Source organism: Bradyrhizobium uaiense (assembly GCF_010811875.1).
Classification (GTDB): domain Bacteria; phylum Pseudomonadota; class Alphaproteobacteria; order Rhizobiales; family Xanthobacteraceae; genus Bradyrhizobium; species Bradyrhizobium uaiense.
On sequence record NZ_VKHP01000080.1, the window covers coordinates 1 to 26,475 of the forward strand.

Genomic DNA, 26,475 nt, shown 5'->3' on the forward strand with positions numbered 1-26,475 from the left:
TGAGCCGAGACGCTGCGGCGTACTGGATCGCCCGGTCGAGCCGGGCGATGACACCGAACTAGCTGTTTGACAGTTCGAATCGACAACCATCCTCATCGTCGTCCCGGCCTAGTGCGCAATTGCGCACTAGGCCGGGACGACAGTGGAAGGTGAGGCGCGACATCGGCTTGAAACTTGACGGTCTCTCCGCCGCGATCACCCCGTTACTCCGACGACGGCCACCACGGATATTGGCTCGGCATGTCCTGCGAGACCTTGCCCGGAAAGGCCGGCTTCCGCTTCTCGATGAAGGACTGCACGCCCTCGCGTACGTCGGCATGGCCGCCGCGCTCGACCGACATCGGCTTGTCGATCGCGAGCAATTCGAATGGGTCAGGCGTGCCGGCGAAGCGCCAGAGCATCTGACGGGTCAGTGCGACCGACACGGCCGAGGTCTCGGCCGTCATCTCGTGAGCGATCTGCCGCGCGCGATCGAGCAAGGCGTCCGGCTCGACCACCTCGCTGACGAGGCCGCCTTGCAGCGCCTCGTCCGCATCGAAGGTGCGGCCGGAGAGGCACCAGCGCAGCGACTGCGGCAGGCCGACGAGTTTTGGCAAGAACCAAGCACTGCCGGCCTCCGGCACCAGCCCGCGGCGTGCGAAGATGAAGCCGATCTTGGCGCCGCGAGCCGCAATGCGAATATCCATCGGCAGCGTCATCGTGATGCCGACGCCGACCGCACCGCCGTTGATCGCAGCGATGGAGGGCTTTCGGCAGTTGAAGATCGCCTCGACGAAGCGGCCGCTGCGCTGGCCTGCGCTTGCGAACACGCCTGCGCCATGACGGCCGGAGGTGTCGAAGCTCTTGGCGCCGCCGGAGACGTCGGCGCCGGCACAGAACGCACGGCCCGCGCCGGTGACGATGATGGCGCGGACATCGTCGTCCTCATCGGCGCGCTGGAACGCGTCGGCGATCTCGGCGCCCATCGTCCCGGTATAGGCATTGAGCTTGTCGGGACGATTGAGCGTGACGATCATCAGGGAGCCGTCGATGTCGCATGTGATTTGCTCGTAGCTCATGACGGCCTCCCCGAGATGGTTGTTGTTATGCGAGCCGCGACCTTCTTACCCCTCCGCGATTGCATCGGCCCACGGATGGAACGGCTCGGTGGCGCCGCTGTTCGTCGTGCCATCGCGCAGCACGATGCTGGGGCAGGCGAACTTCTTCGGCTGGGTCTGGATGCGTGCCTCCTCATAGTCGAAGCTGCCGCGCAGCGCGTCACGCACGGCTCGCGGCAGGCGGACATCGCCGATCACGACGGCGCCTTCGCTGGCGTCGATGCGTGGCTGATGGATCGCGGCGTCGAGATCCATGCCGAAATCCATCACGAAGGAGAGCAGCTGCGATACCGCGGGCAGGATGCGGCGGCCGCCGGATGCGCCGGTGGCAAGACGACGGCCGTCGGCAGCTTCAGCCACCACGGGCGTGTAGTTGGTCAGGCAGCGCTTGCCGGGCGCGAGCGAGTTCGGTGCGCCTTGGGTCGGATCGAACCACATGATGCCGTTGTTCATGGTGAGGCCGGTATTGGGCGTCACGAACTTGGAGCCGAATGTCGACAACAGGGTCTGCGTCACCGCGGCCATGTTGCCGTCGCGGTCGACCGCGGAGAAATGCGTGGTGCAGCTTGGTGCGATCGCCTCGGCGCCGAGCGCGCGGCGGCCGTCGACGTCGCCCATGTCCTTCAGCCGTTCGCGATGGGCCGCTTGCAGCGCCTCGACATAGGCTGCGTAGGCCGCCGCATCCGGACCGCCTTGCGCCGGCGCGAGCGCCTTTTGCAGCAGGCCGAGCGTGCGCGCCATGGTCGGACCCGCGGTCAGCTCCGGCGTCGCATACACCGTGCCGCCGCGATAGGGAATCTTCAGCGGCTCGCGCAGATGGGCGCGGAAGGCGGCGAGATCGCGCACCGACAGTGCACCGCCGGCGGCCTGGATATCGTCGGCGATGCTGCGCGCCAGATCGCCCTCGTAGAAATCGCGCGGGCCAGCCGCGGCAAGCTGCGCCATTGCCGCCTTCAGCCTGTCCTGCGGCATGCGGACCTCAGACTTGATGCCCCATTGCGCATTCGGCGGCAGGCCATCCAGCAGATACGCCGCGGCACTGGCGCCATAGCGCCGCAGATCGGCGGCCGAGCTTGCGATCATCTCGGTGGTCCACCAATCGACCAGTAGGCCTTCGCCGGCGAGCTCGACGCTCGGCGCCAGCAGGTCCTTCCACGGCATCTTGGCGTGGCGGCGATGCGCCTCTTCCATGCCGGCGACGACGCCCGGTACCGCGATCGAGCCCGGCCCGTGCAGGTTGCGGTCGTCCTTGACCCGCGCCCACGGGAACAGGTCGGAGGCCGCGCCGCCGGTCAGGGGGTAATCCTCGATGCGCAGGCCGTCGGGCGCGCGCATGCCGTAGTCGATCACCTCGACGCGGTTCTCCTTGGCGCGGTACAGCACCATGGCGCCGCCGCCGCCGGCGCCGCTCATCCAGGGCTCCAGCACGCCGAGCGCGAAGGTGGTTGCAATGACAGCGTCGACGCAATCGCCGCCCGCTGCCAATACCTCCGCGCCGACCTCGGCCGCTCTGCGCGACTGCGCGGCGACGATGCCGCCCTTGGCGCTGACGGCCGGTTTGCGGATCACTTGCGAGTTGGAGAACTGGTCGGACATGGCGTTGCTTTCGCTGTTCTTGTTGCGGGTGGGGCACGTTGGCGTAGCATGCCAAGCATGGCACTGTCAGTGCAACAAGAACCAGTTTCAGGGGGCGGAAAATGAGCAATGTGAAGCGTGAACGGGACGGCAAGGTCGGGATCCTGACGCTCAACGACCCCGCAAGCCTGAACGCGATGACGCCGGAACTGCTCGGTGATCTCGCGCGCGCCGTCGGCGAGATGAGCAGCGACCCCGGCATCCGCGCGCTGGTCCTGACCGGGGAGGGACGCGGCTTCTGCTCCGGGCAGAACCTCAAGGCGTTCAACTCGCTCGGCGACAATATCTACACCGGCGTGATGACGCATTACTGGCCGGCGATGCAGGCGGTGCGCGAGTGCCGGATGCCGGTGGTGGTCGCGGTCAACGGCGTTGCCGCCGGCGGCGGCTTCAGCCTCGCAATGTCGGGCGACATGATCCTGGCTGCGCGCTCGGCGAGCTTCATCCAGGTGTTCAGCCGGATCGGTCTCGTGCCCGATCTCGGTTCGACCTGGCTGCTGCCGCGGCTGGTCGGGCGCCAGCGCGCGCTCGACCTGATGCTGCTGAACGAGCCGCTGTCGGCCGAGCGGGCCAAGGAGTGGGGCCTGGTACGCGATGTGGTCGAGGATGCAAAGCTGCTCGACGAGGCGAAGGCGCTCGCGCGCCGCCTCGCCGACGGCCCGACCCGCGCGCTGGTCGCGACGCGGCAATTGCTCGAGGCGAGCGAGCACGCAAGCTACGCCGAGCAGTTCCGCCGCGAGATCGAGCTGCAGCAGGTGATCCGCGAAAGCGCCGACGCGCAGGAAGGCCGCAAGGCTTTCGTCGAGAAGCGCAAGGCCCAGTTCACGGGGCGCTAGGCCTTGGTTGTCGGCATTCTACCCGATCGCAATCGCGATCTTGCCGAAATGCGCGCCGCTCGCCATGTGGGCGAATGCGGCCTTGACCTGGTCGAAGGCGAACACCTTGTCGATCACAGGCTTGACGCCGTGCAGGCTGATGCCGTCGCACAGCGCCTGCAGATCCTCGATCGAGCCGACGGTGACGCCTTGCAGCCGCTGCTGCTGCATCACCATCAGCGGCAACCGCGTGTCGGACGAGGCCGGACCTGCGAGCACGCCGATGAAGGCGATGGTGCCGCCGATCCTGGTGGCGCGGATCGACTCGTTCAGCGTGCCGACGCCGCCGACCTCGACGACGAGGTCGACCCCGCGCCCGGTCAGCTCGCGCGCCTTCTTGCCCCAATCGGGCGTGGTCTTGTAGTTGAGCGTGACATCGGCGCCGAGTTGTTTCAACCGCGCGATCTTGGCGTCGCTGGAGGAGGTGGCGATGACACGGGCGCCGCACATCTTGGCGAATTGCAGCGCAAACAGCGAGACGCCGCCGGTGCCTTGGGTCAGCACGGTCTGTCCCGGCTTGATGTCGCCGAGCTTGACCACCGCGCTCCACGCCGTGAGGCCGGCGCATGGCAGCGCCGCGGCCTCGATGTCGCTGAGATGCTCCGGCGTGCGCACCAGCGCATGCGCCGGAAACACCCGGTACTCGGTCAGCACGCCGTCGACGCTGCCGCCGAGCGCTGCGCGCATCCGCGTCTCGCTTGGCTCGCCGCCGAGCCAGCTTTCGAAGAAGCTGCCGATCACGCGATCGCCGGGTGCAAAATTCTTCACGCCGGCGCCGGCCGCTTCGACCACGCCGGCTCCGTCGGAGACCGGCACCAGCGGAAATTTCTGGCGCGAGCCGTAGCCGCCCTTGACCGTAAGCAGGTCGCGATAGTTCAGCGTCGCCGCCTTCAGCCGCACCAGGACCTCGCCGGGGCCGGCCTGCGGAACCGGCTTGTCGACCAACGCAAGCGCGTCAACGCCGCCGGGGCCTTGCAATTCGTAGCATTTCACGGGACGTCTCCTGCTCAATGTTCTCGTCCTGGGCAGCGCTTCCGGCGCCGCCGCACATGCGCCGAGCATATGTCATGCCTGCCGCACGTGACCATAGCGCGCGGTGCGGCTGACGGAATGGTGTCCATGCGCGGACGTGTTGGCGTGACCCGGCAAATACCGCCAATCTGTGCCGTCATTGAACCGAGCGGAGGTGACCATGGCTGCCTTGCTTGAGACGAAACGCAATCCGATCGCCACGTGCGCGCGCGGCATGCTCCGCATGCTGCTGGCCGCTACATTGATCTGTTGCGGTGGCGCGATGGCAGCGGACGGCCTCTACCGCGCGCAGACCGTCGTCACCGGCCAGGGCGAGCCGAACCGGATCATCGGTTTCGGGGTGTGTCTGGAGGATGTCCTGATCAAGGTCTCTGGCCAGCCGATGCTGGCACGCGACCGCCGGCTGGCCGCATACAAATCGAAAGCCAAGGAGTTCGTCAGCAGCTTCGACTATCACGATCAATATGCCGGCAAGCCGCATCATGACGAGCAGGGCACCCGCGACCGGCCCTACGACCTGACCGTTGATTTCGACGACAAGAAGATCGACGGCATTCTCGCCAAGCTCGATCTCAAGCCATGGCGGTCGCAGCGGCCGGTGCTCGGCGTCTTCGTCGAGATGCAGCACGGTCCGAAGGATTACATCGTCACGTCGGATGGGACGCAATCCGATTTGCAGCGTGACGCGCTTGCGGCTGCAGCAGGCAAGCGCGGCATGCGCTTCGTGTTGCCGAGTGCTCCCGCGCTGACGAGCGCCAACGTCACGCCGGCCGAGCTCTTGAAGATGCCGGCGCCGAAACTGACCTCGATCGTCGCGCCACGGGGTGGCGAGGCCATCTTGGTCGGACGGTTGGTTTGGGATGACGGAGATCTCGGCTGGGCCACGCGATGGCAGATGGCCTGGGGCGGCAAGGACTACACATGGCAGTTCCGCGGCGTCACCTTCGACGAAGCCTTCCGTCGCGGCATCGGCGGCGCGGCGCAGGTGCTGTCCGGCAATGGCGATCCGGGGCGATCGAAATAAGCTTGGATGAGCGTCGCGACCGGCTCGCCCTATCCGGCGTAGCCGAGCGTTTGCGACGGGTATTCCCCGAACATGGTGCGGTAATATTGCGAGAAGCGCCCGAGTTCGATGAAGCCCTGTTCGATCGCGACCTTGGAGACGGTGGTCTGCTCCGGCGTGCTTTCGCGCAGGATCGAGCGGATCGCGCAGAGCCGCTTGTAGCGCAGGAATGTCACGGGGCCGACGCCGAACACCTCGTGGAAGGCGCGGTGCAGGCTGCGTCGCGACAGCCGCAGCTCGGAGCAGATTTCCGAGACATGGACCGGGCGGGTACCGGCACTGAGCAGATAGCCCTCGACGTCGCGCACCAGCTTCATTGCCGACGGCAGATAGCTCGTTCCGTCCGATGGCAGCGATGTGACGACCGTGGCGGTCACGCAGTCGATGATCGCGCGCTTCCAGAACTCGGCCGACGCCTCCGACAGGGCGTCCGGATAACGCGCGAGATGCGCGATGATCTGCGGCAGCCTGTCCGCGGCGTTCATGCCGATCGTGCGGTCCGCGCGGAAATGGTTCTTGGCGCTCCATGTTTCGGCATCGGCGAGCCGCGGCTCGCCGCCGAACACGTCGGGCAGGTCGTTCATGTCGAAGCGAATGGCCGCGTAGGACGAGGCGCTGTGAAAGATGCCGTCATGCTCAACCCCTGGCGGAATCACCAGCACGTCGGCCGGCTGCATGTCGAAGGCCCAATGCGTGACGCGGTTGGTCGCGTTCAGCAGCATTCCGATGATCAGCTTGGGATCGGTTGAGATCCGTTGCGTGCGGACCCCGACATTGAATGCGCCGATGCTGAGCGAAAAATCGCCGATCCCGACATGGGACAAAGTGCCGCGCAGCTTACCGCGTTCAAGCTGCATGACCTCGACATGCGAACCTTTGACGGCATCGTGGAGTCCCTCGAAGCCGTCAAGCTCGCCGGTGTGAACCGTCAGGTGCTCGCCCATTTCCACGCCCGCAAGTGTAATGCGATTAATCTACTAATACCAAATACTTGAAGTCAGTAAAAAATGCGTCCCGCGCACAACGTGCCGACATCGCGATGCAGAATCGAGAGCCTCAGATTTTCGCTTGTTTTTTCGAGAACGCAATAATCACGACGGCATCGGATTGATCGAATTGAAACATCTTTCATTAAGCCTGCACGCCGTGTAGGCGCGATTGGCACAAACTGCACATCACACGCAGAGCGTGTTAGACTATCGTTTGAACCTCGAAACGAAATCAGCTCGCGACAACGTTCGATGAAACGGATCGCGCGCATGAGATCGGCTGTGCACGTAAAGGTGCATAGGGATCGTGGCAGAGGAGAAAGGGAAGAATAACTGACGGATCAGTGCTGCCGAAAAGTGCAGCACATAAAAATGGAAGGGCACGATAATGCAGTCCAGCACGACGTTCGGTCACCAAGAGCAACAAGAACGAGCTGCGATCTTGAGCAAGATTTTCCGGCTGGCGGTTATCGGTGTCCCAGTGCTTACCGTGCAGCCGGATCCGGCATCAGCCATCAATATCGGCGCTTCCGCTTCACTTCCGATCGTCAAACAGCAGGACTCGAGCAGCGACGTCGTCCAGATACGTGCGGTCGTGCGCCGCGGCGGCGTTGCGGTCGGTCCGCGTGGCGGGGCGGTTGCCTACCGCAGCCGCACTGTTGTGCGACCGGGCGTTCGGCCCGGCTGGCATGGCGCCGGTACGCGTTGGGTCGGCCCGGGACCGCGTCCACTCCCCGGACCGCGGCCGGGAGGTTGGGTGCGGCCCGGCTGGTACGGCTGGCCGGTCGGCGGTGCCCTCGCGGCCGGCGCCGCGCTCGGTTTCGTGACGGCGGCAAGCGCGGCTGCGTGGGCCGGTGCGCCGCCGGCATCCGGCATGTGCTGGTACTACACCGACCCCTCGAGAACACAGGGCTTCTGGGACTATTGCCCTCGGTAGGACGCGAACAGGTGCACCGCCATGCTTCGCCCAGACATCGCCTCCGCTGATCCAGAGCCGGACGATCGCGTCCAGACCGACGGTGACATGGTCTGGATTCCCGGCGGCACGTTCCGCATGGGCTCGGACCAGCATTATCCCGAGGAAGCGCCGTCGCATCGCGCGTCGGTCGATGGGTTCTGGATCGACCGCACGCCGGTGACCAACGCCCAATTCCGCGAATTCGTGCGCGACACCGGCCACATCACGGTTGCCGAGCAGCCGCCCGATCCGGCGCAATATCCGGGCGCGTTGCCCGATATGCTGTACGCCGGCTCGCTGGTGTTTTGTCCGCCGCGCCGGGTCACCACGCTCCGCGACTGGAGCCAATGGTGGACCTTCATGCGGGGGGCGAACTGGCGTCGCCCCTACGGCCCGCGCAGCAACATCAACGTGCTCGGCAGCCATCCGGTGGTCCACGTCGCCTATGCCGACGCGCTCGCCTACGCCAAATGGGCCGGCAAGGAGCTGCCGACCGAAGCCGAGTGGGAGTTCGCGGCGCGCGGCGGGCTCGAAGCCGAGGAATATGCCTGGGGCAATGCCCTGACGCCCGGCGGCAGGCACATGGCCAACACCTGGCAGGGCAATTTCCCGCTGCAAAATCTCTGCGAGGACGGTTTCGACCGCACTTCGCCTGTCACCGCGTTCCCGCCGAACGGTTACGGACTCTACGACATGATCGGCAATGTCTGGGAGTGGACCGCCGACTGGTGGTCCGCCCGTCATGAGGCCGACGCCACGAAGCCCTGCTGCATCCCGCAGAACCCGCGCGGCGGCCGCGAGGACGCGAGTTACGATTCCTGCCAGCCCGCGATCAGGATTCCGCGCAAGGTGCTGAAGGGCGGCTCGCATCTCTGCGCGCCGAACTACTGCCGCCGCTATCGCCCGGCAGCCCGTCACGCCGAGCCGATCGATACCTCGACCAGCCATGTCGGCTTTCGCTGCGTGGTGCGGCGACCCGCTGCCGTCTCTCACCCACCGGACTGAAGACCTTTGCAATGTAGGGAGTTTGCTATGAGCAACGACGCCGACAACAACAAGCAGACCGTCAAGAACCAGGCGATCGACCGCCGCAACCTGTTGCTGGGTACATCGACGCTTGTGGCAGCAGCGACATTGACGTCCGAAGCGCTGGCGCAAATGCAAAAGGCCGCGCCTGCGGCGAGCCCCGCGCCGGCAGCGCCTTCCGGCCGCAAGCCAAACATTCTGGTGATCTGGGGCGACGATATCGGCATCGCGAATATCAGCGCCTACTCGAATGGATTGATGGGGTATGAGACACCGAACATCGACCGCATCGGCCGCGAAGGCATCAAGTTCCAGCACTATTACGGCGAGCAGTCGTGCACCGCGGGCCGGTCGGCGTTTCTCACCGGTCAGCACATCATGCGATCCGGACTGAGCAAGGTCGGCTACCCTGGTGCACCGATGGGCATGAGCCAGCTCGATCCGTCCGTCGGCGGCCTGCTCAAGAATCTGGGCTATGCCACCGGCCAGTTCGGCAAGAACCATGTCGGCGATCGCAACGAGTCGCTGCCGACCGTCAACGGCTTCGACGAGTTCTTCGGCAACCTCTATCACCTCAATGCCGAGGAAGAGCCGGAACTGCCGGACTACCCCAAGGACCCGGCCTACCGCGCCAAGTTCGGGCCGCGCGGTGTTTTGCGTTGCAAGGCAACGGATCGCGACGATCCCACCGTCGATCCGCGCTTCGGCAAGATCGGCAAGCAGACCATCGAGGACACCGGCGCGCTGACGAAGAAGCGGATGGAGACGATCGATGACGAGACCTCGGCGGCGGCGATCGGCTTCATGAAGCGGCTGCAGAGCGCCGGAAAACCGTTCTTCTGCTGGTTCAACTCAACGCGCATGCACCTGCGTACGCATGTCCGGCAGGACCATCGCGGCCGCTATACCCATGGTGACAGCGAATATATCGACGGCATGATGGAGCACGACGACATCGTCGGTTCGCTGCTCAAGACGCTCGATGATCTGGGAATCGCGAACGACACCATCGTGGTCTATTCGAGCGACAACGGGCCTCACATGAACACCTGGCCCGATGGTGCCATGACCTGGTTCCGATCCGAGAAGAACACCAACTGGGAAGGTGCCTTCCGGGTGCCGTGCCTGGTCCGCTGGCCGGGTGCGATCAAGCCTGGCACCGTGACCAACGAGCTGATGAGCCACAACGACTGGATTCCGACGCTGTGCTCGATTGCCGGTGAACCCGAAATCGTCAACAAGCTGAAGGCCGGCTACACCGCGAACGGCATCAACTACAAGGTCCATCTCGATGGCTACGACCAGTCCGCGTTCCTCCGCAATGTGAGCGGAACGGCGGCCAACAACAACGGCGTGAAGAGCGCGCGTGACAAATTCTTCTACTCCGACGATGACGGTCTGCTCGTCTGCTTCAGGCAGGGTGACTACAAATACGTCTTCTCCGAGCAGCGCAAGGAAGGAACGATGGGGTTGTGGGCTGAACCCTTCACCACGCTCCGCCTGCAAAAGATATTCAACCTGATGCAGGACCCCTTTGAGCGGGCCGACATCACGTCCAACACCTTCTGGGATTGGAATCTCAATCACGTCGGTGGTGCCTACGGGATGATGGAGGAGGTGTTCCAGTTTGTCGCGACGTTCAAGGAATTTCCGCCTCGTTCGTTCCCGCCAAGCTTCAACCCCGCCAACATCATGGAAAGCATGATGAACGGGCTCAAGCAGAAGAAGGCGCTGACCGACGGAATGGATGTGGAGAAGGTCCGCGCCGAACTCAACAAGATCATCCAGCAGCAACTCCAGAGCCGCTAACGCCGTGACCCGGCCTACCCCTCGGCGGGCCGGGTCCACTTCGATCTCAAACGAAACGCAGTCGAGCATCATGTCGGTCCCACTCGCTCGCCTTATCCGGCAGATGCTCTTGATGGTCCTGCTTGTGCTGGGCTGCAGCGTCATTCCGTGCAACGCGGCTCTCGCGCAGGCCGATCCGTTGCCGTCCTGGAACGACGGTGCAGCGAAGGAGGCGATCGTCGGCTTCGTTGCGCGCGTCACGAAGCAAGGCACTGCGGACTTCGTGCCGCCGGCCGAGCGGATCGCCACCTTCGACAATGACGGCACGCTGTGGACCGAGCAGCCGTTCTATTTCCAGCTCGCCTTCGCGCTCGATCGCGTCAAGGCGATGGCGCCCGATCACCCGGACTGGAAGACCCGGCAGCCCTTCAAGGCGCTGCTCGAGAAGGACACCAGCGCGCTCGCCGCCAGCGGCGAGAAAGGCTTGCTGCAGATCATGGCGGCGACGCATGCCGGCATGACCACCGATGCGTTCGCAAGCGCAGTGCGTGACTGGCTGGCGACCGCAAGGCATCCACGCTTCAACCGGCCGTATGACAGCCTGGTCTACCAGCCCATGCTGGAGCTGCTGGCCTATCTCCGGGCCAACGGATTCAAGACCTTCGTCGTCTCCGGCGGCGGCATCGAGTTCATGCGGCCATGGATGGAGCGGGTCTACGGCGTCCCCCCGGAACAGGTGGTCGGCTCGTCCGGCGTGGTGAAATTCCAGATTGGCGCCGGCGGCAAGCCTGACCTGATGAAGGAGGCCAAGATCGAGTTCATCGATGACGGCCCCGGCAAGCCGGTCGGCATCAACCGTTTCATCGGCCGCCGCCCGATCTTCGCGTTCGGCAACTCGGATGGCGATCTGCAGATGCTGCAATGGACCGTAGCGGGCGCGGGCGCGCGCTTCGCCGGCATCGTGCATCACACAGATGGTATCCGCGAATACGCCTACGACCGGCAATCCAGGATCGGCAAGCTCGACAAGGCACTCGATGCGGCCGCGGCAGGCGGCTGGACCGTGGTCGACATGAAGCAGGACTGGAAGACGGTCTTTCCGCCCCTGGCCACGTCGGGTGCTGCAATGGAGGCGAAGCCATGAACGGCTACGACATCTTCGCCTGGATCGTGCTCCTGGTGCTGGTTGCCAGCGCGATCGGAGTGTTCTGCATCGCGGGCTGGCTGCCGGGGCATATCGCGAAGACACGTAACCATCCCTATGCGCAGGCGGTGATGGTCGCCGGTTGGATCACCTTGATCTGCGGCTTTGCGCTGTGGCCGATTGCGTTCGTCTGGGCCTATGTCGATGTGCCGGCGCCGCGCCGGGCGGGAGATGCGTGATGGGTGTCGCGATCTTCAACAGCTATCTGGTGCTGCTGTTCCTGCTGGTGCATTTCAAGGTCGTGCGCTTCAACCTGTTCTGGAAGGCGTCGCCCTTCATCGTGTTGGTGCTGCTGCTGTTCGGCCTGCTGGTGCCGATGGGCTGGGGCGCGCCGCAGGGCTCGGCGCTGGTGGTGCGCAATGCGGTGTCGATCGTGCCCGAAGTCGCAGGCGAGGTGACCGAGGTGCCGGTCGTCGCCAACGCGCCGCTGAAGGCCGGTGACGTGCTCTTCAAGATCGATCCGACGCCCTATGATGCGCAGGTCAAGGCGATCACGGCGCAGCTCAAGCTGTCGAAGACGCGGCTTGCGCAGATGACGACGCTCTACGAACGCGACGCCGGGCGCGGCTTCGACGTCGAGCAGCGGCAGTCCGAGGTCGACCAGCTCGGCGGCCAGCTCGAAGCCGCGCAATGGAATCTGGACAAGACCGTGGTTCGCGCGCCGGCTGACGGCTACGTTACCAACCTTGCGCTGCGCAAGGGGGCGCGGGTGGCAAACCTGCCGCTGTCGCCGGTGATGGCGTTCATCGACACGTCGAACACGATTATCGGTGCCGAGATCAACCAGATCGATGCACGCTATGTCGAGCCAGGTCAGGAGGTGGAAGTCACCTTCAAGTTTGCACCGGGGCAGATCTTCGCCGGCAAGGTCGAGAGTGTGCTGCAGGCGGTGGCGACCGGGCAGGCGCAGACCTCAGGGACAGCCATTCTTCCGAAGGCGATCGAAGCGTTGCCGTTCGTGGTGCGCGTCAAGCTCGACGACGTCGTCTTCGCCAACCGCCTGCCGGCCGGCGCGACCGGTACAGCTGCAATCTACACCGACCACATGAAACCAACCCACATCGTGCGACGCGTGATTCTGCGCCAGATCGCGATCGTCAACTACGTCAATCCATTCTAGGTGCAACCATTGCCAAGGGCCATCATGAGACAGCTAATACTTGCCACTCTCGTTCTAGCATCGATGCTGGCGCCGGCGCGCGCACAGACTACGCCAGAAGAGGCACACGCAATCGCAAGGGATGCGTATGTCTACGGCTTCCCGCTGGTGGACAGTTATCGCGTCCAGTACTCCTATTTCGTCGATCGTTCCTCGGCTGAGTTCAAGGCGGGCTGGAACACGCTCGTCAACAATGCTCGCGTCTATACGCCCGACGACAAGTCGATTCAGACGCCGAACTCCGACACGCCCTATTCCTATGTCGGGGCCGATTTGCGCGCCGAGCCGCTGGTGTTCACGGTGCCGGAAGTCGAGAAGGGCCGCTACTATTCGCTGCAATTCATCGACATGTACACGTTCAACTTCGCGTATGTCGGGAGTCGGGCGACCGGCAATGGCGCCGGCAACTATCTGTTGGCCGGGCCGGGCTGGAAGGGCGAGAAGCCGAAGGGGATCAAGCAGGTCATCCGCTCCGAAACCGAATTCGCATTCGTGCTGTATCGCACGCAGCTCTTCGGCCCCTCCGACATCGACAATGTGAAGAAGCTTCAGGCGGGCTACAAGGTCCAGCCTCTGTCGGCGTATCTCGGCAAGCAGGCGCCTGCGGCGGCGCCGACAATCGATTTCATCAAGCCGTTGTCTTCGGAGCAGGAGCGGACCTCGCTGGAATTCTTCAACGAGTTGAATTTCATTCTTCAGTTCTGCCCGACGAATCCGGTCGAAAAGGCGATGATGGCGCGCTTTGCCCGGATCGGCATCGGAGCAGGAAATAAGTTCGACGCTGCCGCGTTATCACCGGAGATGCGCAAGGCGCTTCAGGACGGCATGGCCGAAGCCTGGAAGAGCTTTGCCGCATACAAGGAAACCCAGCTCGACACAGGAAAGAAGACCAGCGCGGACGGGTTCGGCACGCGGACCGCCCTGAAGGGCAATTATCTGGCCCGGATGTCCGCCGCAGTGCTCGGCATCTACGGAAATTCGAAGGATGAAGCGATCTATCCGGTCTATTTCATCGATGCCGACAAGCAGAAACTCGAAGGCACGAACCGCTATGTGCTGCGGTTTGCGCCCGGGCAATTACCCCCGGTCCGGGCGTTCTGGTCGTTGACGCTCTACGAATTGCCGGCGAGCCTGCTCTTCGCCAACCCCTTGAACCGTTACCTGATCAATTCGCCAATGCTCCCGGACCTCAGGCGCGATGCCGACGGCGGCATTACGCTCTATGTGCAGAGCGAGTCGCCAGGCAAGGACAAGGAGTCAAACTGGCTGCCTGCGCCCAAGGGACCGTTCTTCATGGCAATGCGGCTCTATTGGCCGAAGCCGGAGGCCTTGCAGGGCAGGTGGAAAGCGCCGCTGCTGAAGAAAGCTAACTAGAGCACAGTCACACGAATCCAAGAAGGAAATTGAGCGATGACCATCAGACGCATTGGCCTTGCCCTTGTCATGACGGCGGCGGCAGTTTCCGCGGTTCAGGCGCAGTCTCCCGCAAGCAATACCGTGCCCGTCACCGTCGGCAATTTCATCCGCGCCGAGTCGGACCTGTATCTGGGCAACATTGCCAAGGGCAAGGGTTTCGCCGAGTTCAACCATCGCCGCGAACCGGCGCCGCTCGATGACCAGAGCGTCATACGTCTGAACCGCGACACGCTGTATTCCGGCGCTGTGTTCGATCTCGACGCGGGACCGGTGACGATCACGATGCCCGACGCCGGCAAGCGCTTCATGTCGATGCAGGTGATCAACCAGGATCACTATGTGGTGGAGGTCGACTACGGGGCCGGCGCCCGGACCGTGACGCGGGCCAAGGCTGGCACGCGATATGTCGTGGTCGCCATTCGCACCTTGGTCGATCCGGCCAATGCCAGTGACGTCGAGCAGGTCCATAAGCTGCAGGACGCCATCAAGGTCAGCCAGAAGAGCGCCGGCAAGCTCGAATTGCCGAACTGGGATCAGGCCAGCCAAAAGAAGGTTCGTGATGCTTTGCTAGTTCTCGCGACCACGATCCCCGACTTCAAGCGCGCCTTCGGCACCAAGGAGCAGGTCGATCCCGTGCGGCATCTGATCGGTACTGCGGCGGCGTGGGGCGGCAACCCGGACAAGGACGCGATCTACCTGAACATCACGCCGGCGAAGAACGACGGAACGACTGTCTACAAGCTCAACGTCAAGGATGTGCCGGTCAATGGCTTCTGGTCGGTCAGCGTTTACGACGAGAAGGGTTATTTCCAGAAGAACCAGTACAACGCCTATACGCTGAACAATCTGACTGCCAAGCGCAGCGATGACGGGGCGATCGCTATCCAGTTCGGCGGCTGCGACGGCAAGATTTCCAACTGCCTGCCGACCACCAACGGCTGGAACTATACCGTCCGGCTCTACCGGCCGCGTGCGGAAATCCTGAACGGCAAATGGAAGTTCCCGGAGGCGCAGGCGGTCAACTGAAGCGCATGCGAATCCTCTAGAATGGCTTGAACGAAGTGGGGGATCAGAACGAGGATGGTCAAGAATCACAAGCGCGCCGTACTCGGCATCATTGGCGCACTGGCACTGTCGGCAACGCCGCATGCAGCGCTGGCCGGTGCCGGCGGATTGAGCTTCTGGCTCCCCGGCTCGTTCGCGAGCCTGACCGCGGCGCCGGCGATGCCCGGCTGGGCGTACGAGACGATCTACATTCACCTCGACCAAAGCGCCAACGCGGGAAAGAATTTCGTCATCGGCAACCGCGTGCCCGGGTCCGTCGTGGCCGGTCTCAACGCCCATGCGGATGTTCTGGTGGAGGGTTTAACCTATACCTGGGCTCAGTCGGTCCTTGGCGGACAGGCCGCCATCACCTTCCTTGCCGCGCCGGGCAATGTCGGTGTCGGCGTTGACGCGACGCTGACCGGCCCGCGGGGCAACAGCATCTCGGGGGTCGCGACCGACAACTGCACGACGGTCTCGGACGTCGCCCGCAGGTCGGCTTCATATTCCCGGTCGCCGAGGGCTGTCAGGGCTATCTCAACCTGAGAGGCTACAAGGATTTCGCCGCGGAGAACCGGCCGGAGGGATGGACTGCCTGGGTGAGCTCTCGCCGGCCGCGCCCATCACCACACCGACCAGGCCGATTGTTCGGAAGTATTAGGAGGAGGCGAACGGCAAGCCCGATGAGTGACGCGCGTGCGACCAGCCGGAGGCCGGTTCGGATCGGCTTCCGCACCTCGATCATCACGGTGTTCATTGCCGCCGTGCTGGTGGTCGGCCTGACGCTGGTCTATCTCAGCTTCAGGCGGGTTTCGTCGATCACGGAGATGGCCGCGAGCACCTTCATCGACAAGGTGGGGCAGCTCGGCGCCGACCGCATCGACGCGCAGTTCAAGAACGTGCGCGACAGCCTCGAGATTCTGGCGGGGCTGCCGGCCGTCCAGGAGGCCGACATCGTGGACAACAGCAAGCTGTACGGCCTGCTGGCTTCGATGCTGCGCAACAATCCGCAGATCTTCAATCTCTATGTCGGCTACGAAGACGGCTCGTTCCTGGAGATGGACGTCATCGATCGCGCCAAGCCGCAATTCAGGGCGGCGCTGAATGTCGATCCCGACGCGGTCTATCGCCTGGTCGTGATCGCCCGCACCGGTGCGGCAACTGCGGCGCCGGTGACGCTGTTCCTCTCGGAAAACCTGATCCAGGTCGCGGAGGTGGCGGGGCCGCAAAGCTACGACCCGCGGCAGCGGCCCTGGTATGTCGAGGCCTTCAGGGATCGCAAGACATTGCTCACCGGGCCTTATGTCTTCTATGCGACCGGTGAGCCCGGCTACACGCTGCGCACGCCGCTGAAGGAGGGCCGCCGCGGGGTGGTGGCTGCCGATCTCCTGCTCAATCGCCTCGAGGAGATGCTGAGCCGGCAGAAGCTCGGCAAATCCGGGCTGGCCTTCCTGTTCAACGATGCTGATCGCATCGTCGGCCATCCCGAGATGCGCGACCTGATGGCCGGGCACAGCGACGCGCTGCCCGGGATCGACGCCATCAAGCTGCCGGGCCTGCCTGCTGCGATCCAGGCCTGGCGGAGCGATGGGGGCGCGCAACAATTCTTCACCGACGGCGACGGGCGGACGCTGGTTGCAGCCTTTCACCGCATCGAGACGGCCGGCCCGGCCAACATCCGCCTCGCGGTGATTGCCCCGCTCGACGAGTTCTTCGCCAAGATCATCTCGGAGCGGCGCGCGCTGTTCGCCATCGCGCTCGCCTTTGTGGTCGCGATGCTGCCCTTCGCATTCTGGCTCGGCTCGCTGCTGGCCCGGTCGCTACGTGAGCTGGCGCGGCAGACCGACGAGATCCAGCACTTCCAACTCGCCGACCAGCCGCGGATGCAATCGGCCATCGACGAGATCGACGAGTTGGGCCGTTCGGTGTTCACGATGCGCACGGTGGTGCGCAATTTCTCCAGCTTCATTCCGCAGCCGATCGTCCGTCAGCTGATGGAGTCCGGCGCTTCGCTGCAACTCGGCGGCGTCAGGCGCGAGGTCACGGTCCTCTTCACCGACGTCGCCGACTTCACCGCGAAGACGGAGAAGGCCGATCCGTCGCAGGTCATGATCTTCACCTCGCGCTATTTCGCGGCGATGTCGGAGGCGATCATGAAGCACCATGGCACCATCGACAAGTTCATCGGCGACGCCGTGATGGCACTGTGGAACGCGCCGGACGAGGATCCCGATCACGTCATTCATGCCTGCGAGGCCGTGCTGGATTGCCTGCACCGTAACGCCGAATTGAACCGGGCGTTCCGGAGCGAGGGCTGGCCGGCCTATGCCACACGGTTCGGCCTGCATCTCGGCGACGCCGTGGTCGGCAATGTCGGCTCCGCCGACCGCATGAACTACACCGCGCTCGGTGCCACCATCAATCTGGCTTCGCGCCTCGAAGGTCTCAACAAGAACTACGGCACGCAGGTTCTGGTCAGCGCAGCCGTGCGGGCGCGTGCCGAACACAGGTTTGCGTTCCGCAGCGTCGACCAGATCCGGCCGAAGGGCTTTGCCGAGGCGATCACGGTCTACGAGCTCTGCGGCGAGCGCGGCGATTCGGAGCTGGCGTTCTGCGCGCGCTGGGAAGCGGTCTACAACTCGATCCGGTATTCGGAGCCCGCCACTGCGTTGCTGGGCATCGCCGATTTCCTGGCCGAGTATCCCTGGGATGGCGTCGCGCAATATCACGCCGAACGGCTGCGCAATGCCGTTGAGCGGCCGCTGCTCGATCCCTCGGAGCATTGAGATGCGGGTCGAGGGAGGTCCGTTGTCCCGCAAGACCGATCGGCGACGCGTCCTCATCGGAGTTGCGCTGGGGGCTGCCGCGCTCGCGACGCCAGCAATCGCCCTGAGCCGGGCCCGGCTGCGGCTTGGCTATCTCCATGTCGTCGCCGTCGACGGCCAGATTCTCACCGGCCTCGATCGCGGCTCGTTCGACCGGGAAGGGATCGACTTCGACCTGGTCGAGTTCGGCACCGGCCTCGAGGTGGTCGAGGCGATGGCGGCCGGCAAGCTCGACGTCCTGTCGGCCGGTGCCGTCATCTCGAGCCTGCTGCCGCGCGGCGGCTACACCGCGTTCCTCGTCAACGATATCGAGATCGCGACCGCTCAGCTCTGGGTACGGCCGGATAAGGGCGTGCGGACCTTTGCGGACCTGCGCGGCAAGCGCATCGCGACCACCAGGATGAGCACGGCCCATATCTTTCTCGATCGCGCATTGCGCGCCAACGGCCTCTCGCTGGCCGATGTCGAAATCGTGAACAACAATATGTCCGCGGCGGTGAGCGCGTTCATCGCGGGCGAGGTGCCTGCGGTCGCGCTCTGGGTTCCGTTCAACATCGCGGTACGCCAACAAGTGCCCGGCGCCGTCAAGCTGGTGGACGCATCCGCCTACTATCCGCAGTCCGCCGTGATCGGTGGCTGGGTTGCCCGGGAGGACTATTTTGGCGCCAACCGCGACGTCTTCGCCCGGATCATTCGCGGCTGGGCCGACGCCAATGACCACATGCTTCGCAACGGCACGGCCGCGGCCGAGATGTTGCAGAAGCAGCATTATCCGCAGGCGTCGGTCGCCGACATCGAGGGGGCGTTGGCGGCACAGAAGATGTTCTCGTCGCGGGAGTGGAAACGGCTCTATGCCGACGGCACCGTGGCCAAATGGCTGCAGCAGGTCAGCGACTTCTTCGCGACCGAGGCGACGATCGCGGCTGCAACGCCGGCCACGCAGTATTTCGATCCGACGCTCTATCTCGCGACGATCTAGAGCTCCAGCGCGGCGACTAGGCCGCCATCAGTTGCTCGAGCGCAACAGCCTGTTCGCGGGTCTGGAATGCGATGGCGGTGTGCGTAAAGCCGGTCGAGGCCTGGGTCTGCGCGATGTGATTGAGGACCTCGGTCCCCTTGACCACGTGAAGGTCCATTCCAGGGCCGGCCGGGAAAATGCCGAGAACGACGTCATAGGCCTCGACGATGGCCTTCAAGGCGCCGCCCTTGTCTTCCGACGCGTCGATGAAGATACGAACATCCGCGGCGATACTACGAAGTTCGTCAAAGTCGATCACTGGAAGTCTCCTATACGCAACGCACTGATCGATCCTAGCTACAACTTGCTTACTGAAACATAAATTACACCCGGTTCCACGCCGGACAACCAATGCTAGACGCCGGTCGGCGACCGCCGCTTGGCGATGCGTTTGACCGGCGCATGCGCCGGCAAGGCATCCCCGCTCTGGTCGGCCATATGAGGAATGCGCTGCTCGATGTGATCGACGACACGGAAGAAGGCTTCCAGCGCCTTGGCGTCGAGGCCGGCCGTGAGATTGCTGTGCCGGCGCAGGATTTCGTCGAGGCTGCGGTCGAGCAGCGCGACGCCCTCAGCCGTCAGGCGGATCTCGGTCCGGTTCCGGGCGCTGCCTCGGACAGGGGTCAGCTCGATCAGCCCCTTCTTCTTCAGCGACGTCGTCTCGCGGCTGACGACGGCCTTGTCCAGTTGCGCGTTGGTCCAGATGTCGTAGGCGCTCGCGGGCTCATGCTCCCTGAGAAAGGACAGCACCCGCCATTCCGCGAGCGACACGCCGTAGGCTTCCGGGAAGAACGCGTTGGCATTGGCGCGCAGCTTCGCGACCAGGCTCGAAAGCACCGTCGGCACGTAACGCTCGAAATCGATCACCAGTTCGGAGCGGGCGTCCTCTTGCGGGGCGCGGCGCGGGGCAGGGGCCTTGGTGCGGCTTGTGGCAGTGCGGCTTTTCATTCTTTCACGAGTTGAGAGCGCGCGATCAAGACCAGGACCGCCGCGAGGAGGAGCACGCCTGTTACCACGAGGAATCCGATGGTGAAACTGCCCGAGGCGTCCTTGGCGCGTCCGATCACGATCGGGATCGTCGCACCTCCGATGCTGCCGATCATGCCGACCAGCCCGATCGCTCCCGGTGCGCTCTGCCGCGACATGTAGGACTGCGGGATCGTCCAGAACACGGCCTGCGTGCCATAGACGCCGACATTGGCGACCATGAACCCGATGATGATCCAGACGGGCGATGTCGAGAAGGCGGCGATGGCGAAGCCGGCGGCTGCGATCACGAAGGTCATCGCCGCATAGTAGAAGCGTTCGCCGACATGATCGGAGTGCCGCGACAAGGCAATCATGCCGATCAGCCCGGCGATCGGCGGGATCGCGGTCACGAAGCCGACCTGCGAATTCGGCAGGCCGAACGACTTGATGATCTGCGGCAGCCAGGGGAACAGCGAAGCAAGTCCGCAGAACAGGCCGAAATTGCACAGGCCGAACAGCAGCACCATCGGCTTGGTGATGGTCCGCAGCACGCCCTCGGCATGCACCACCCCGGTTGCCTTGGCGTCGCGCTCCAGCGCTCCGATCAGCCAGTTGCGCTGTGCGGCCGACAGCCAGCTCGCCTGCTGCGGACGGTCGGTCAGATAGAAGATGCCGACGATCCCGAGGATGATGGGCGGCACGCCTTCGAGGATGAACAGCCATTTCCAGCCCGCGATGCCGAACGTTCCATTCAATTCGAGGATCGCGCCCGAGATCAGCGAGGCGAAGATATAGGAGATCGGCACCGCATAGTTGAACATCGCGTTGTAGCGGGCGCGGTAGCTGAACGGAAACCAGAGGCTGAGCAGCAGCATCACGCCGGGAAACAGGCCGGACTCGGCAAAACCGAGGAAGCCGCGGAATGCATAGAGGCTGAGCGGGCCCTGCGTGAACGCCATCAGCACCGTGGCGATGCCCCACAGGATCGCGATCCGCGTCAGCGTGATCCGTGCGCCGTATTTGGCGAGGATCAGATTGCTCGGGATCTCGAAAATGGCATAGGTGAAGTACATGATCCCGACCGCGATGCCGAACATCTCGGCGTTGAGCCCGAGCTCCTTGTTCATCTGCAGCGCGGCAAAGGAGATGTTTCCGCGGTCGAGAATGGCGAGAAAGTACATCGCCATGACGAACCACATCAGGCGCAGCGCGACCTTACGGACCGTGCTGCGTTCGATTTCCGGATCGGCGGTCGCAATCGCCGCCTTGTCCATCACGACTTCGGTCATCGCCGTTTCCCCCGCTTCTTGTTTTTAGGTGGCCGCCCTACGCGGGCAGGCAGACTTCCAGCCGGTCGCCTGTCACGCGGACGGGATAGGTCTGGATGTCGATCTCGACCGGGCTGGTCAGCGCTTCGCCGGTTCGGATGTCGAAGCGGCCCATATGCAGCGGACATTCGATCTCGCAGCCGTCCAGCATGCCGTCGGACAGCAGCGCCTCCGCATGGGTGCAGATGTTGCTGGTGGCGTAGAATTCATTGCCGACGCGATAGAGCGCGATGTGATGCCTGCCGATTTCAATGCCGTGCGGCTCGCCTTCGCTCAGCGCGCTGAGTGCGGCAGCTTCGTGCCAGGTTCCCTGATCCGTCATATGTTCTCTCAGATGCTGTAGAAGTCGAGCACGGTCGGGACGTGATCATTGACCAGCGTGATGACCTTGCGCGCGATCTTCCAGGTGCTGCCTTCGCGTCTCAGCGTGTGCTCATAGCGCCCGTGACGGAGATGCTCCTTTGCCACGCGCGGGTCGTAGACGTGAACCGCGAACACCGAGTGGCAAATGATCTCGTCAGGTCCGGTCTCGGATGCCTCGAGGTTCGAGACCTGATGCACGGTGCGCGGCAGCGGCAGCGCGGTGATGGATTTGCGTGACTCGATGCGCGCGATCCGCTCTTCCAGCCCGCGCCGCGCATCGTGGTAGAGCAGCGAGACCTGCGTGTCGGGATCATTGGTGGTGGTGTATTCGTCGAGCCATCCCGGTACCCAATAGACGGCATCTTCGCTGTACATCGCGACCCAGTCGGCCCATTCGCCGGTGTCGAGCAGGCGGGCCTCGCGGAAGATGGTCGCGGCTGCGAAAGCGTGTGCTTCCGTTTGCATGGTCGTGTTTGCAGCCATCACACGCTCTCCCCAGCGGCGTGCTGCAACAGCCTGCGCCACTCGCGATACCCAGGGTGGAAATTGGTCTCGCCGCCGAAGCTGGTCGGGCCGAACGACCATTCGGACGGGTTTACGCCGAGTTCGCGCGTATGCAGGCTCTCGCCGTGGCCGATGTCGGCGACGCCGCGCAGATAACCTTGCGTGGGTGCGGCGGTCGTCGCGTCGTAGCCGGTCTGGCAGAATTCGTACATCACATTGTCGTCGGAACTCGCGAGCCCTGACGCGTTGAAGAAGTCCTCGTAGTTGCGGATCCGAAGCGTGCGCGCGGCGGCACTTTCGCCGACCGGAGCAAGGCAATGCGACACCATCTCGGTCTTGTCGGGCGCCAGCGGTCGCCAGGTCCGCACCTGCGCCGACAGGATGTCGATGACCTGCAGGTTCGGGAAAATCGTGAGGTTGCGCTGGCGAAGCATCCACTTGGCGCGGGTGCTGCCGACGCGCTGCCGCACGGCATCGAGGCGCGCCGGGTCCATGCCGAGCGGACGGCCATAGAGCTGCGTGCGCTTGATCGACCAGTTGACGGCGTGGCCATAGTCGAAGCTGAAACTGCCTTGGCCTTCCTGCTCGCCTTCCGGCTCCGCGGTGAACCCGGCGTCCGGTCCGGCGGTGGTGTTGCGCTTCTTGAGGATATCGACGTAGGAGCTGTGGGTGGTCGCGAAATGATAGTAGTCGAGACCGTTCTCGAACTGCAGCTTCCAGTTTGCGTCGAACGTATAGGTGCTGGCGCCCGGCACGAACTCGACTTCACCGCTGTCGCTCTGATCGATGATGAGGTCGAGGAAAGCGCGGGTGTCGCCGAGGAAGTCTTCGAGCGGCGGAACGTCGGCGGAAAGGCTCGCGAACAGGAAGCCGCGATACGAGCCGAGCCGGGCGACCGGAAGCAGGTCGTGATTCTGGTTCGAGAAAGAGGGCGGATACTGCCCGCTCGCTTCCTCCGTCACCGAGATGTTGCGCCCGCTCGAATCGTAGGCCCAGCCGTGGTAGCGGCAGACATGAAACTTCTGCCGGCCCTGCTTGAACGGGCAGACGATGGTTCCGCGATGCCGGCAGGTGTTGAGGAAGGCGCCGACCTTACCGTCGGCGCTCCGCATCACCAGGATTGGATGCCGACCGATATGGGTGGTGACGAAGTCGTTGGACCGGGAATTTGGGATTCCAGGCCGATGAAATTCCACGTGGCCTCGAACACATGCCGGAGCTCGGCGTCGAACACCTCCGGATCGCTGAAGATCCGGCGATCGACCTGGAAGATGCGTTCGGCGGGGCGATCGTCAATCAGCCGGGAAATCTCCAGCAGCCTGGCCGCGTGGCTCTGCGAAGCAGCATTCATAGCGTCCTCCCTTCGGTCGACCGCCGGCTGCACAGGCGAACCCCAAGGTCGCCCGCAGAGCCATTGCAGTTCACGGCTCTCGTCGTTCCACGACGTGAGCAGCCGGCTTGATCGCCAATCTTGGGATGACTCTATAGTTGTCATGACAACTATGGTCAAGTCGATTGGTTGCCAAGGGCGGAGCTCGGGGAGCGTCAGGTCTTGCGCGTCGGCGCCGTCAGGATAATCCCCTCATCGATCAGCGCGCGGCAGATGTTCTTCAGCACCGCAATCGCTTCACGCGTTGCCCGGCTGACCGGCCGGCCGCGCGGGAGCGCCAGCACGCGCTCGGCGCGCATCCACGGCAACAGTGCTGCCGATAGCGTTCCGCTAGCCACTTCCTGGTGAATGCCGGAGAAGGGCAGCAAGGCATAGCCGAGGCCTGATGCCACCATGCGCTTCATCGGCGTGCTGTTGTCGACCCGCACCGCACAGAGCATCGTCGACGGAAACGGGTTGCGGCTGAGCGGGGCCACAGCGGATGGCAGGCCGTCGAACTCCTTGCGGGTCAGCCTGCCGCGCTTCAGCAGCGGATCGCGCGCCGGTCCGATCAGGAACACCTGTTCGACCATGAGCAGTTCATAGTCGAGGTGATCGTTGGGAGGCGGCGTCGTCACGATCGCCAGATCGAGCTCACCCCGCAGCAGGCGTTCCGATGCGTTCTCAGTCAGGCCCTCGTTCAACTCGAGCCGCACGCGTGGAAACTGCTTCACGAATGTCTGGGCAAGCGGCGGATAGAGGATATCGCCGAGGCTCGGTGGCGCGCCGATCCGCACCGTGCCGCTCGGCTCACGATTTTCCGTGCGCACCTCGGCCTTGATGTCATCGACGGTCCCAAGCAGCCAGCGTCCTCGCGCGAGCAGCACCTTGCCGGATTCCGTGACGGAGACGCCGCGTGCGCCGCGTTCGAGCAGGGCGCCGCCCAGTTCGGCTTCGAGCTCCTTGACGTGACGGCTGAGCGCCGACTGGGCAACATTCAATGTGCTCGCCGCCGCAGCAAAGCCTCCGCGCTCGGCGACGGCAACGAAATAACGGATCTGCCGCAGGTCCATGAATGGTCGCTCCATCTCAGATCGAGATGGATACCATATCAAACATGTTCTTGTGAGATAGCAAAAAGAGCGCAGTCTCCGCTCAACGATCAAACCGAGGAGACACCAGCATGGGCATCGCCACCGACGAGGCACGCCAGACGTCCGTATTCATCGCCGGCGGTGGGCCGGTCGGCCTTGCGATGTCGCTGCTGCTCGACCGCTTCGGCATCGACTGCGTGGTGGTCGAGAAGAGCGCGACGACGACGGACCATCCCAAGTCGCGCGGTTGCTGGGTCCGCACCATGGAGATCTTCCGGCAGTGGGGGATCGAGCAGGCGATCCGCGACCGTGGCCTGCAGGACAACTCCGACATGTTCGTGTTCCTCGACAGCATCGCGGGTCACGAATTCGGCCGCACCCGTCCTGAACCGAATGTCGGTCATACGCCGGCCTGGAAGAGCCTGGTCGCCCAGGATGCGGTCGAGGAGGAAATCCTGCGGGTGGTCGAGAAATCGCGGCACGCCACGGTACTGTTCAACACGTCCTGTGAATCGTTCGAGGAGACCAACAGCGGCGTCAGCGTCACGACACGTTGCGAAAAGACCGGCGAGTTGACGCAGTGGACGGCGACTTACCTGATCGCCGCCGATGGCGCGGGCAGCCAGACGCGGCGCAGCGCCGGGATCGAGATGGTCGGTCCGTCGACGCTGGCGGTGATGTCGAACGAGTATTGGCGCGCCGACCTGTCGCGATTGCCGATCGCGCGCGAGGCCGCCGGCTTCATCATCGTTCCGGACCGACCGGATCTGCCGCGCGCCGGCATCCTGAACACCAACGGCCGCGATCGCTGGCTGACGGTGACGCAGATCGGCCTGACCAAGGACGATCGCGAACGGCCGTGGACCGACCAGGAGTTCATCGAGATCGCACGCGGCCATGCCGGCATTCCGGATCTCGACGTCACGCTTCTGAACCGTTCGATCTGGCGCGTCAGCATGCAGGTCGCCGAGACCTTTCGAAAGGGCCGGGTGTTCCTGGTCGGCGACTGCGCGCACCGCTTTCCACCGACCGGCGGCTTCGGCCTGAACTCCGGTGTTCAGGACGCGCATAATCTCGCCTGGAAACTCGCCTTCGTGTTGAAGGGCCTCGCGGATGAGAAGCTGCTCGACAGCTATTCCAGCGAACGCCGCCCGATCGCGCAGTCCAATGCCAATTTCAGCTACGGCAACAGGCTGCGATTCGGGCTGACCGACGACGCCGTGCGATCGCGAGATCCGGACCGGATCAAGTTCTGGATCAACGATATGGATAACCATCTGCACAGCATCGGCCAGAACCTCGGGCACAATTACGAGGAGGGCGCGGTGATCCCCGACGGCACCGTCGCGAAGGCGTTGAACTCCCGCTACTACACGCCGACCGACCGTCCCGGCGCGCGCTTTCCGCATATGTGGCTCGAGCCTTCGCGCAAGAAATCCACGCTCGACTGGTTCGATAAGGAGTTCACCGTCGTCACCGGTCCGCTCGGCAGCGAGTGGCTGGAGGCGGGAAGGCAGGTATCGGAGAAGACCCGCTTGCCGCTGTCGCTGAAGCAATTGCCGTCGGCCGATCCGGCGGACGGATTCCAGCTCGGCATGCGCGGCGCCGTGCTGGTGCGCCCCGATGGGCATGTGGCGTGGCGGATGCCGTGGCTGCCGTCGGATCCTGCGAAGGAACTGGCCGGCGCGCTTTCAACGCTGCTGCATTAGCGGGGGGCTC

The 26,475-nt window shown here is 64.1% G+C and carries 26 protein-coding genes; 14 read left to right on the forward strand and 12 right to left on the reverse strand.

The window, feature by feature from the left end; all coding sequences use genetic code 11:
* Positions 1–203 precede the first annotated feature (203 nt).
* Both FNJ47_RS20035 and FNJ47_RS20040 read right to left on the reverse strand, forming a co-directional pair.
* On the reverse strand, positions 204–1,058 hold the full coding sequence (locus FNJ47_RS20035) for an enoyl-CoA hydratase-related protein (protein WP_163156096.1): 855 nt from the start codon (positions 1,056–1,058) through the stop codon (positions 204–206).
* Positions 1,059–1,103: 45 nt separating this feature from the next.
* On the reverse strand, positions 1,104–2,693 hold the full coding sequence (locus FNJ47_RS20040; protein WP_163156098.1) for a gamma-glutamyltransferase: 1,590 nt from the start codon (positions 2,691–2,693) through the stop codon (positions 1,104–1,106).
* 101 nt (positions 2,694–2,794) lie between these two features.
* Between FNJ47_RS20040 and FNJ47_RS20045 the strand changes: the two genes are divergently transcribed.
* On the forward strand, positions 2,795–3,568 hold the full coding sequence (locus FNJ47_RS20045) for an enoyl-CoA hydratase-related protein (RefSeq protein ID WP_163156101.1): 774 nt from the start codon (positions 2,795–2,797) through the stop codon (positions 3,566–3,568).
* 18 nt (positions 3,569–3,586) lie between these two features.
* On the opposite strand, the gene FNJ47_RS20050 is transcribed toward FNJ47_RS20045, so the two are convergent.
* Entirely contained in the window at positions 3,587–4,600 is a 1,014-nt protein-coding gene (locus FNJ47_RS20050; RefSeq protein ID WP_163156103.1) for a zinc-binding dehydrogenase, read from the reverse strand.
* A gap of 199 nt (positions 4,601–4,799) precedes the next feature.
* On the opposite strand from FNJ47_RS20050, the gene FNJ47_RS20055 reads away from it, so the two are divergent.
* Positions 4,800–5,663 (forward strand): DUF2066 domain-containing protein, encoded by an 864-nt coding sequence (locus FNJ47_RS20055; protein ID WP_163156105.1) that lies wholly within the window; start codon positions 4,800–4,802, stop codon positions 5,661–5,663.
* A gap of 29 nt (positions 5,664–5,692) precedes the next feature.
* On the opposite strand, the gene FNJ47_RS20060 is transcribed toward FNJ47_RS20055, so the two are convergent.
* Positions 5,693–6,646: a helix-turn-helix domain-containing protein gene (locus FNJ47_RS20060; protein ID WP_163156107.1), complete on the reverse strand. Its 954-nt coding sequence runs from the start codon at positions 6,644–6,646 to the stop codon at positions 5,693–5,695.
* A gap of 487 nt (positions 6,647–7,133) precedes the next feature.
* Here FNJ47_RS20060 and FNJ47_RS50400 point away from each other — a divergent pair, with 487 nt between their 5' ends.
* From FNJ47_RS50400 to FNJ47_RS20115, 11 genes are all read left to right on the forward strand, one after another.
* On the forward strand, positions 7,134–7,628 hold the full coding sequence (locus FNJ47_RS50400; protein ID WP_235999994.1) for a hypothetical protein: 495 nt from the start codon (positions 7,134–7,136) through the stop codon (positions 7,626–7,628).
* Positions 7,629–7,649: 21 nt separating this feature from the next.
* On the forward strand, positions 7,650–8,654 hold the full coding sequence (locus tag FNJ47_RS20070; protein ID WP_163156109.1) for a formylglycine-generating enzyme family protein: 1,005 nt from the start codon (positions 7,650–7,652) through the stop codon (positions 8,652–8,654).
* Between the two features lie 27 nt (positions 8,655–8,681).
* Positions 8,682–10,484 (forward strand): arylsulfatase, encoded by a 1,803-nt coding sequence (locus FNJ47_RS20075; protein WP_163156111.1) that lies wholly within the window; start codon positions 8,682–8,684, stop codon positions 10,482–10,484.
* Positions 10,485–10,596: 112 nt separating this feature from the next.
* Positions 10,597–11,607 (forward strand): HAD family hydrolase, encoded by a 1,011-nt coding sequence (locus FNJ47_RS20080; RefSeq protein ID WP_235999998.1) that lies wholly within the window; start codon positions 10,597–10,599, stop codon positions 11,605–11,607.
* The gene (locus tag FNJ47_RS20085) at positions 11,604–11,846 is read left to right on the forward strand and encodes a DUF3302 domain-containing protein (RefSeq protein WP_163156115.1); all 243 of its coding nucleotides are present in this window, start codon (positions 11,604–11,606) and stop codon (positions 11,844–11,846) included. Before FNJ47_RS20080 ends, FNJ47_RS20085 begins: the two co-directional genes overlap by 4 nt.
* On the forward strand, positions 11,846–12,787 hold the full coding sequence (locus tag FNJ47_RS20090; RefSeq protein WP_163156116.1) for an HlyD family secretion protein: 942 nt from the start codon (positions 11,846–11,848) through the stop codon (positions 12,785–12,787). Before FNJ47_RS20085 ends, FNJ47_RS20090 begins: the two co-directional genes overlap by 1 nt.
* A gap of 24 nt (positions 12,788–12,811) precedes the next feature.
* Positions 12,812–14,200 carry a DUF1254 domain-containing protein gene (locus FNJ47_RS20095; protein WP_163156118.1) on the forward strand — a complete coding sequence of 463 codons (1,389 nt, stop codon included), beginning with the start codon at positions 12,812–12,814 and terminating at the stop codon, positions 14,198–14,200.
* A 36-nt stretch (positions 14,201–14,236) separates the two neighbouring features.
* On the forward strand, positions 14,237–15,268 hold the full coding sequence (locus FNJ47_RS20100; RefSeq protein ID WP_163156120.1) for a DUF1254 domain-containing protein: 1,032 nt from the start codon (positions 14,237–14,239) through the stop codon (positions 15,266–15,268).
* A 54-nt stretch (positions 15,269–15,322) separates the two neighbouring features.
* Positions 15,323–15,832, forward strand: coding sequence for a transporter family protein (locus FNJ47_RS20105; RefSeq protein ID WP_235999995.1), 510 nt, complete (start codon positions 15,323–15,325; stop codon positions 15,830–15,832).
* 137 nt (positions 15,833–15,969) lie between these two features.
* Complete coding sequence (locus FNJ47_RS20110; protein ID WP_163156122.1) at positions 15,970–18,072, forward strand: adenylate/guanylate cyclase domain-containing protein; 2,103 nt, start codon at positions 15,970–15,972, stop codon at positions 18,070–18,072.
* Between the two features lies 1 nt (position 18,073).
* Positions 18,074–19,090: an ABC transporter substrate-binding protein gene (locus FNJ47_RS20115; RefSeq protein ID WP_163156124.1), complete on the forward strand. Its 1,017-nt coding sequence runs from the start codon at positions 18,074–18,076 to the stop codon at positions 19,088–19,090.
* Between the two features lie 16 nt (positions 19,091–19,106).
* On the opposite strand, the gene FNJ47_RS20120 is transcribed toward FNJ47_RS20115, so the two are convergent.
* From FNJ47_RS20120 to FNJ47_RS20150, 8 genes are all read right to left on the reverse strand, one after another.
* Positions 19,107–19,388, reverse strand: a complete 282-nt coding sequence (locus FNJ47_RS20120; RefSeq protein WP_163156126.1) for a hypothetical protein — start codon at positions 19,386–19,388, stop codon at positions 19,107–19,109.
* Between the two features lie 95 nt (positions 19,389–19,483).
* A complete protein-coding gene (locus tag FNJ47_RS20125) occupies positions 19,484–20,077 on the reverse strand; it encodes a MarR family winged helix-turn-helix transcriptional regulator (protein ID WP_163156128.1) in 594 nt (197 codons plus the stop codon).
* On the reverse strand, positions 20,074–21,387 hold the full coding sequence (locus tag FNJ47_RS20130) for an MFS transporter (RefSeq protein WP_163156130.1): 1,314 nt from the start codon (positions 21,385–21,387) through the stop codon (positions 20,074–20,076). The genes FNJ47_RS20125 and FNJ47_RS20130 overlap by 4 nt, the downstream gene beginning before the upstream one ends.
* 37 nt (positions 21,388–21,424) lie before the next feature.
* The gene (locus FNJ47_RS20135) at positions 21,425–21,748 is read right to left on the reverse strand and encodes a non-heme iron oxygenase ferredoxin subunit (RefSeq protein ID WP_163156132.1); all 324 of its coding nucleotides are present in this window, start codon (positions 21,746–21,748) and stop codon (positions 21,425–21,427) included.
* An 8-nt stretch (positions 21,749–21,756) separates the two neighbouring features.
* Positions 21,757–22,272 carry an aromatic-ring-hydroxylating dioxygenase subunit beta gene (locus FNJ47_RS20140; RefSeq protein ID WP_163156134.1) on the reverse strand — a complete coding sequence of 172 codons (516 nt, stop codon included), beginning with the start codon at positions 22,270–22,272 and terminating at the stop codon, positions 21,757–21,759.
* Complete coding sequence (locus FNJ47_RS20145) at positions 22,272–23,405, reverse strand: aromatic ring-hydroxylating dioxygenase subunit alpha (protein WP_235999996.1); 1,134 nt, start codon at positions 23,403–23,405, stop codon at positions 22,272–22,274. The genes FNJ47_RS20140 and FNJ47_RS20145 overlap by 1 nt, the downstream gene beginning before the upstream one ends.
* Positions 23,405–23,644: a hypothetical protein gene (locus FNJ47_RS51415; RefSeq protein ID WP_235999997.1), complete on the reverse strand. Its 240-nt coding sequence runs from the start codon at positions 23,642–23,644 to the stop codon at positions 23,405–23,407. Before FNJ47_RS51415 ends, FNJ47_RS20145 begins: the two co-directional genes overlap by 1 nt.
* Before the next feature lie 194 nt (positions 23,645–23,838).
* Positions 23,839–24,735: a LysR family transcriptional regulator gene (locus FNJ47_RS20150; RefSeq protein WP_163156136.1), complete on the reverse strand. Its 897-nt coding sequence runs from the start codon at positions 24,733–24,735 to the stop codon at positions 23,839–23,841.
* 110 nt (positions 24,736–24,845) lie between these two features.
* Here FNJ47_RS20150 and FNJ47_RS20155 point away from each other — a divergent pair, with 110 nt between their 5' ends.
* Positions 24,846–26,465 (forward strand): FAD-dependent monooxygenase, encoded by a 1,620-nt coding sequence (locus FNJ47_RS20155; protein ID WP_163156138.1) that lies wholly within the window; start codon positions 24,846–24,848, stop codon positions 26,463–26,465.
* The last annotated feature ends 10 nt before the right edge of the window (positions 26,466–26,475 follow it).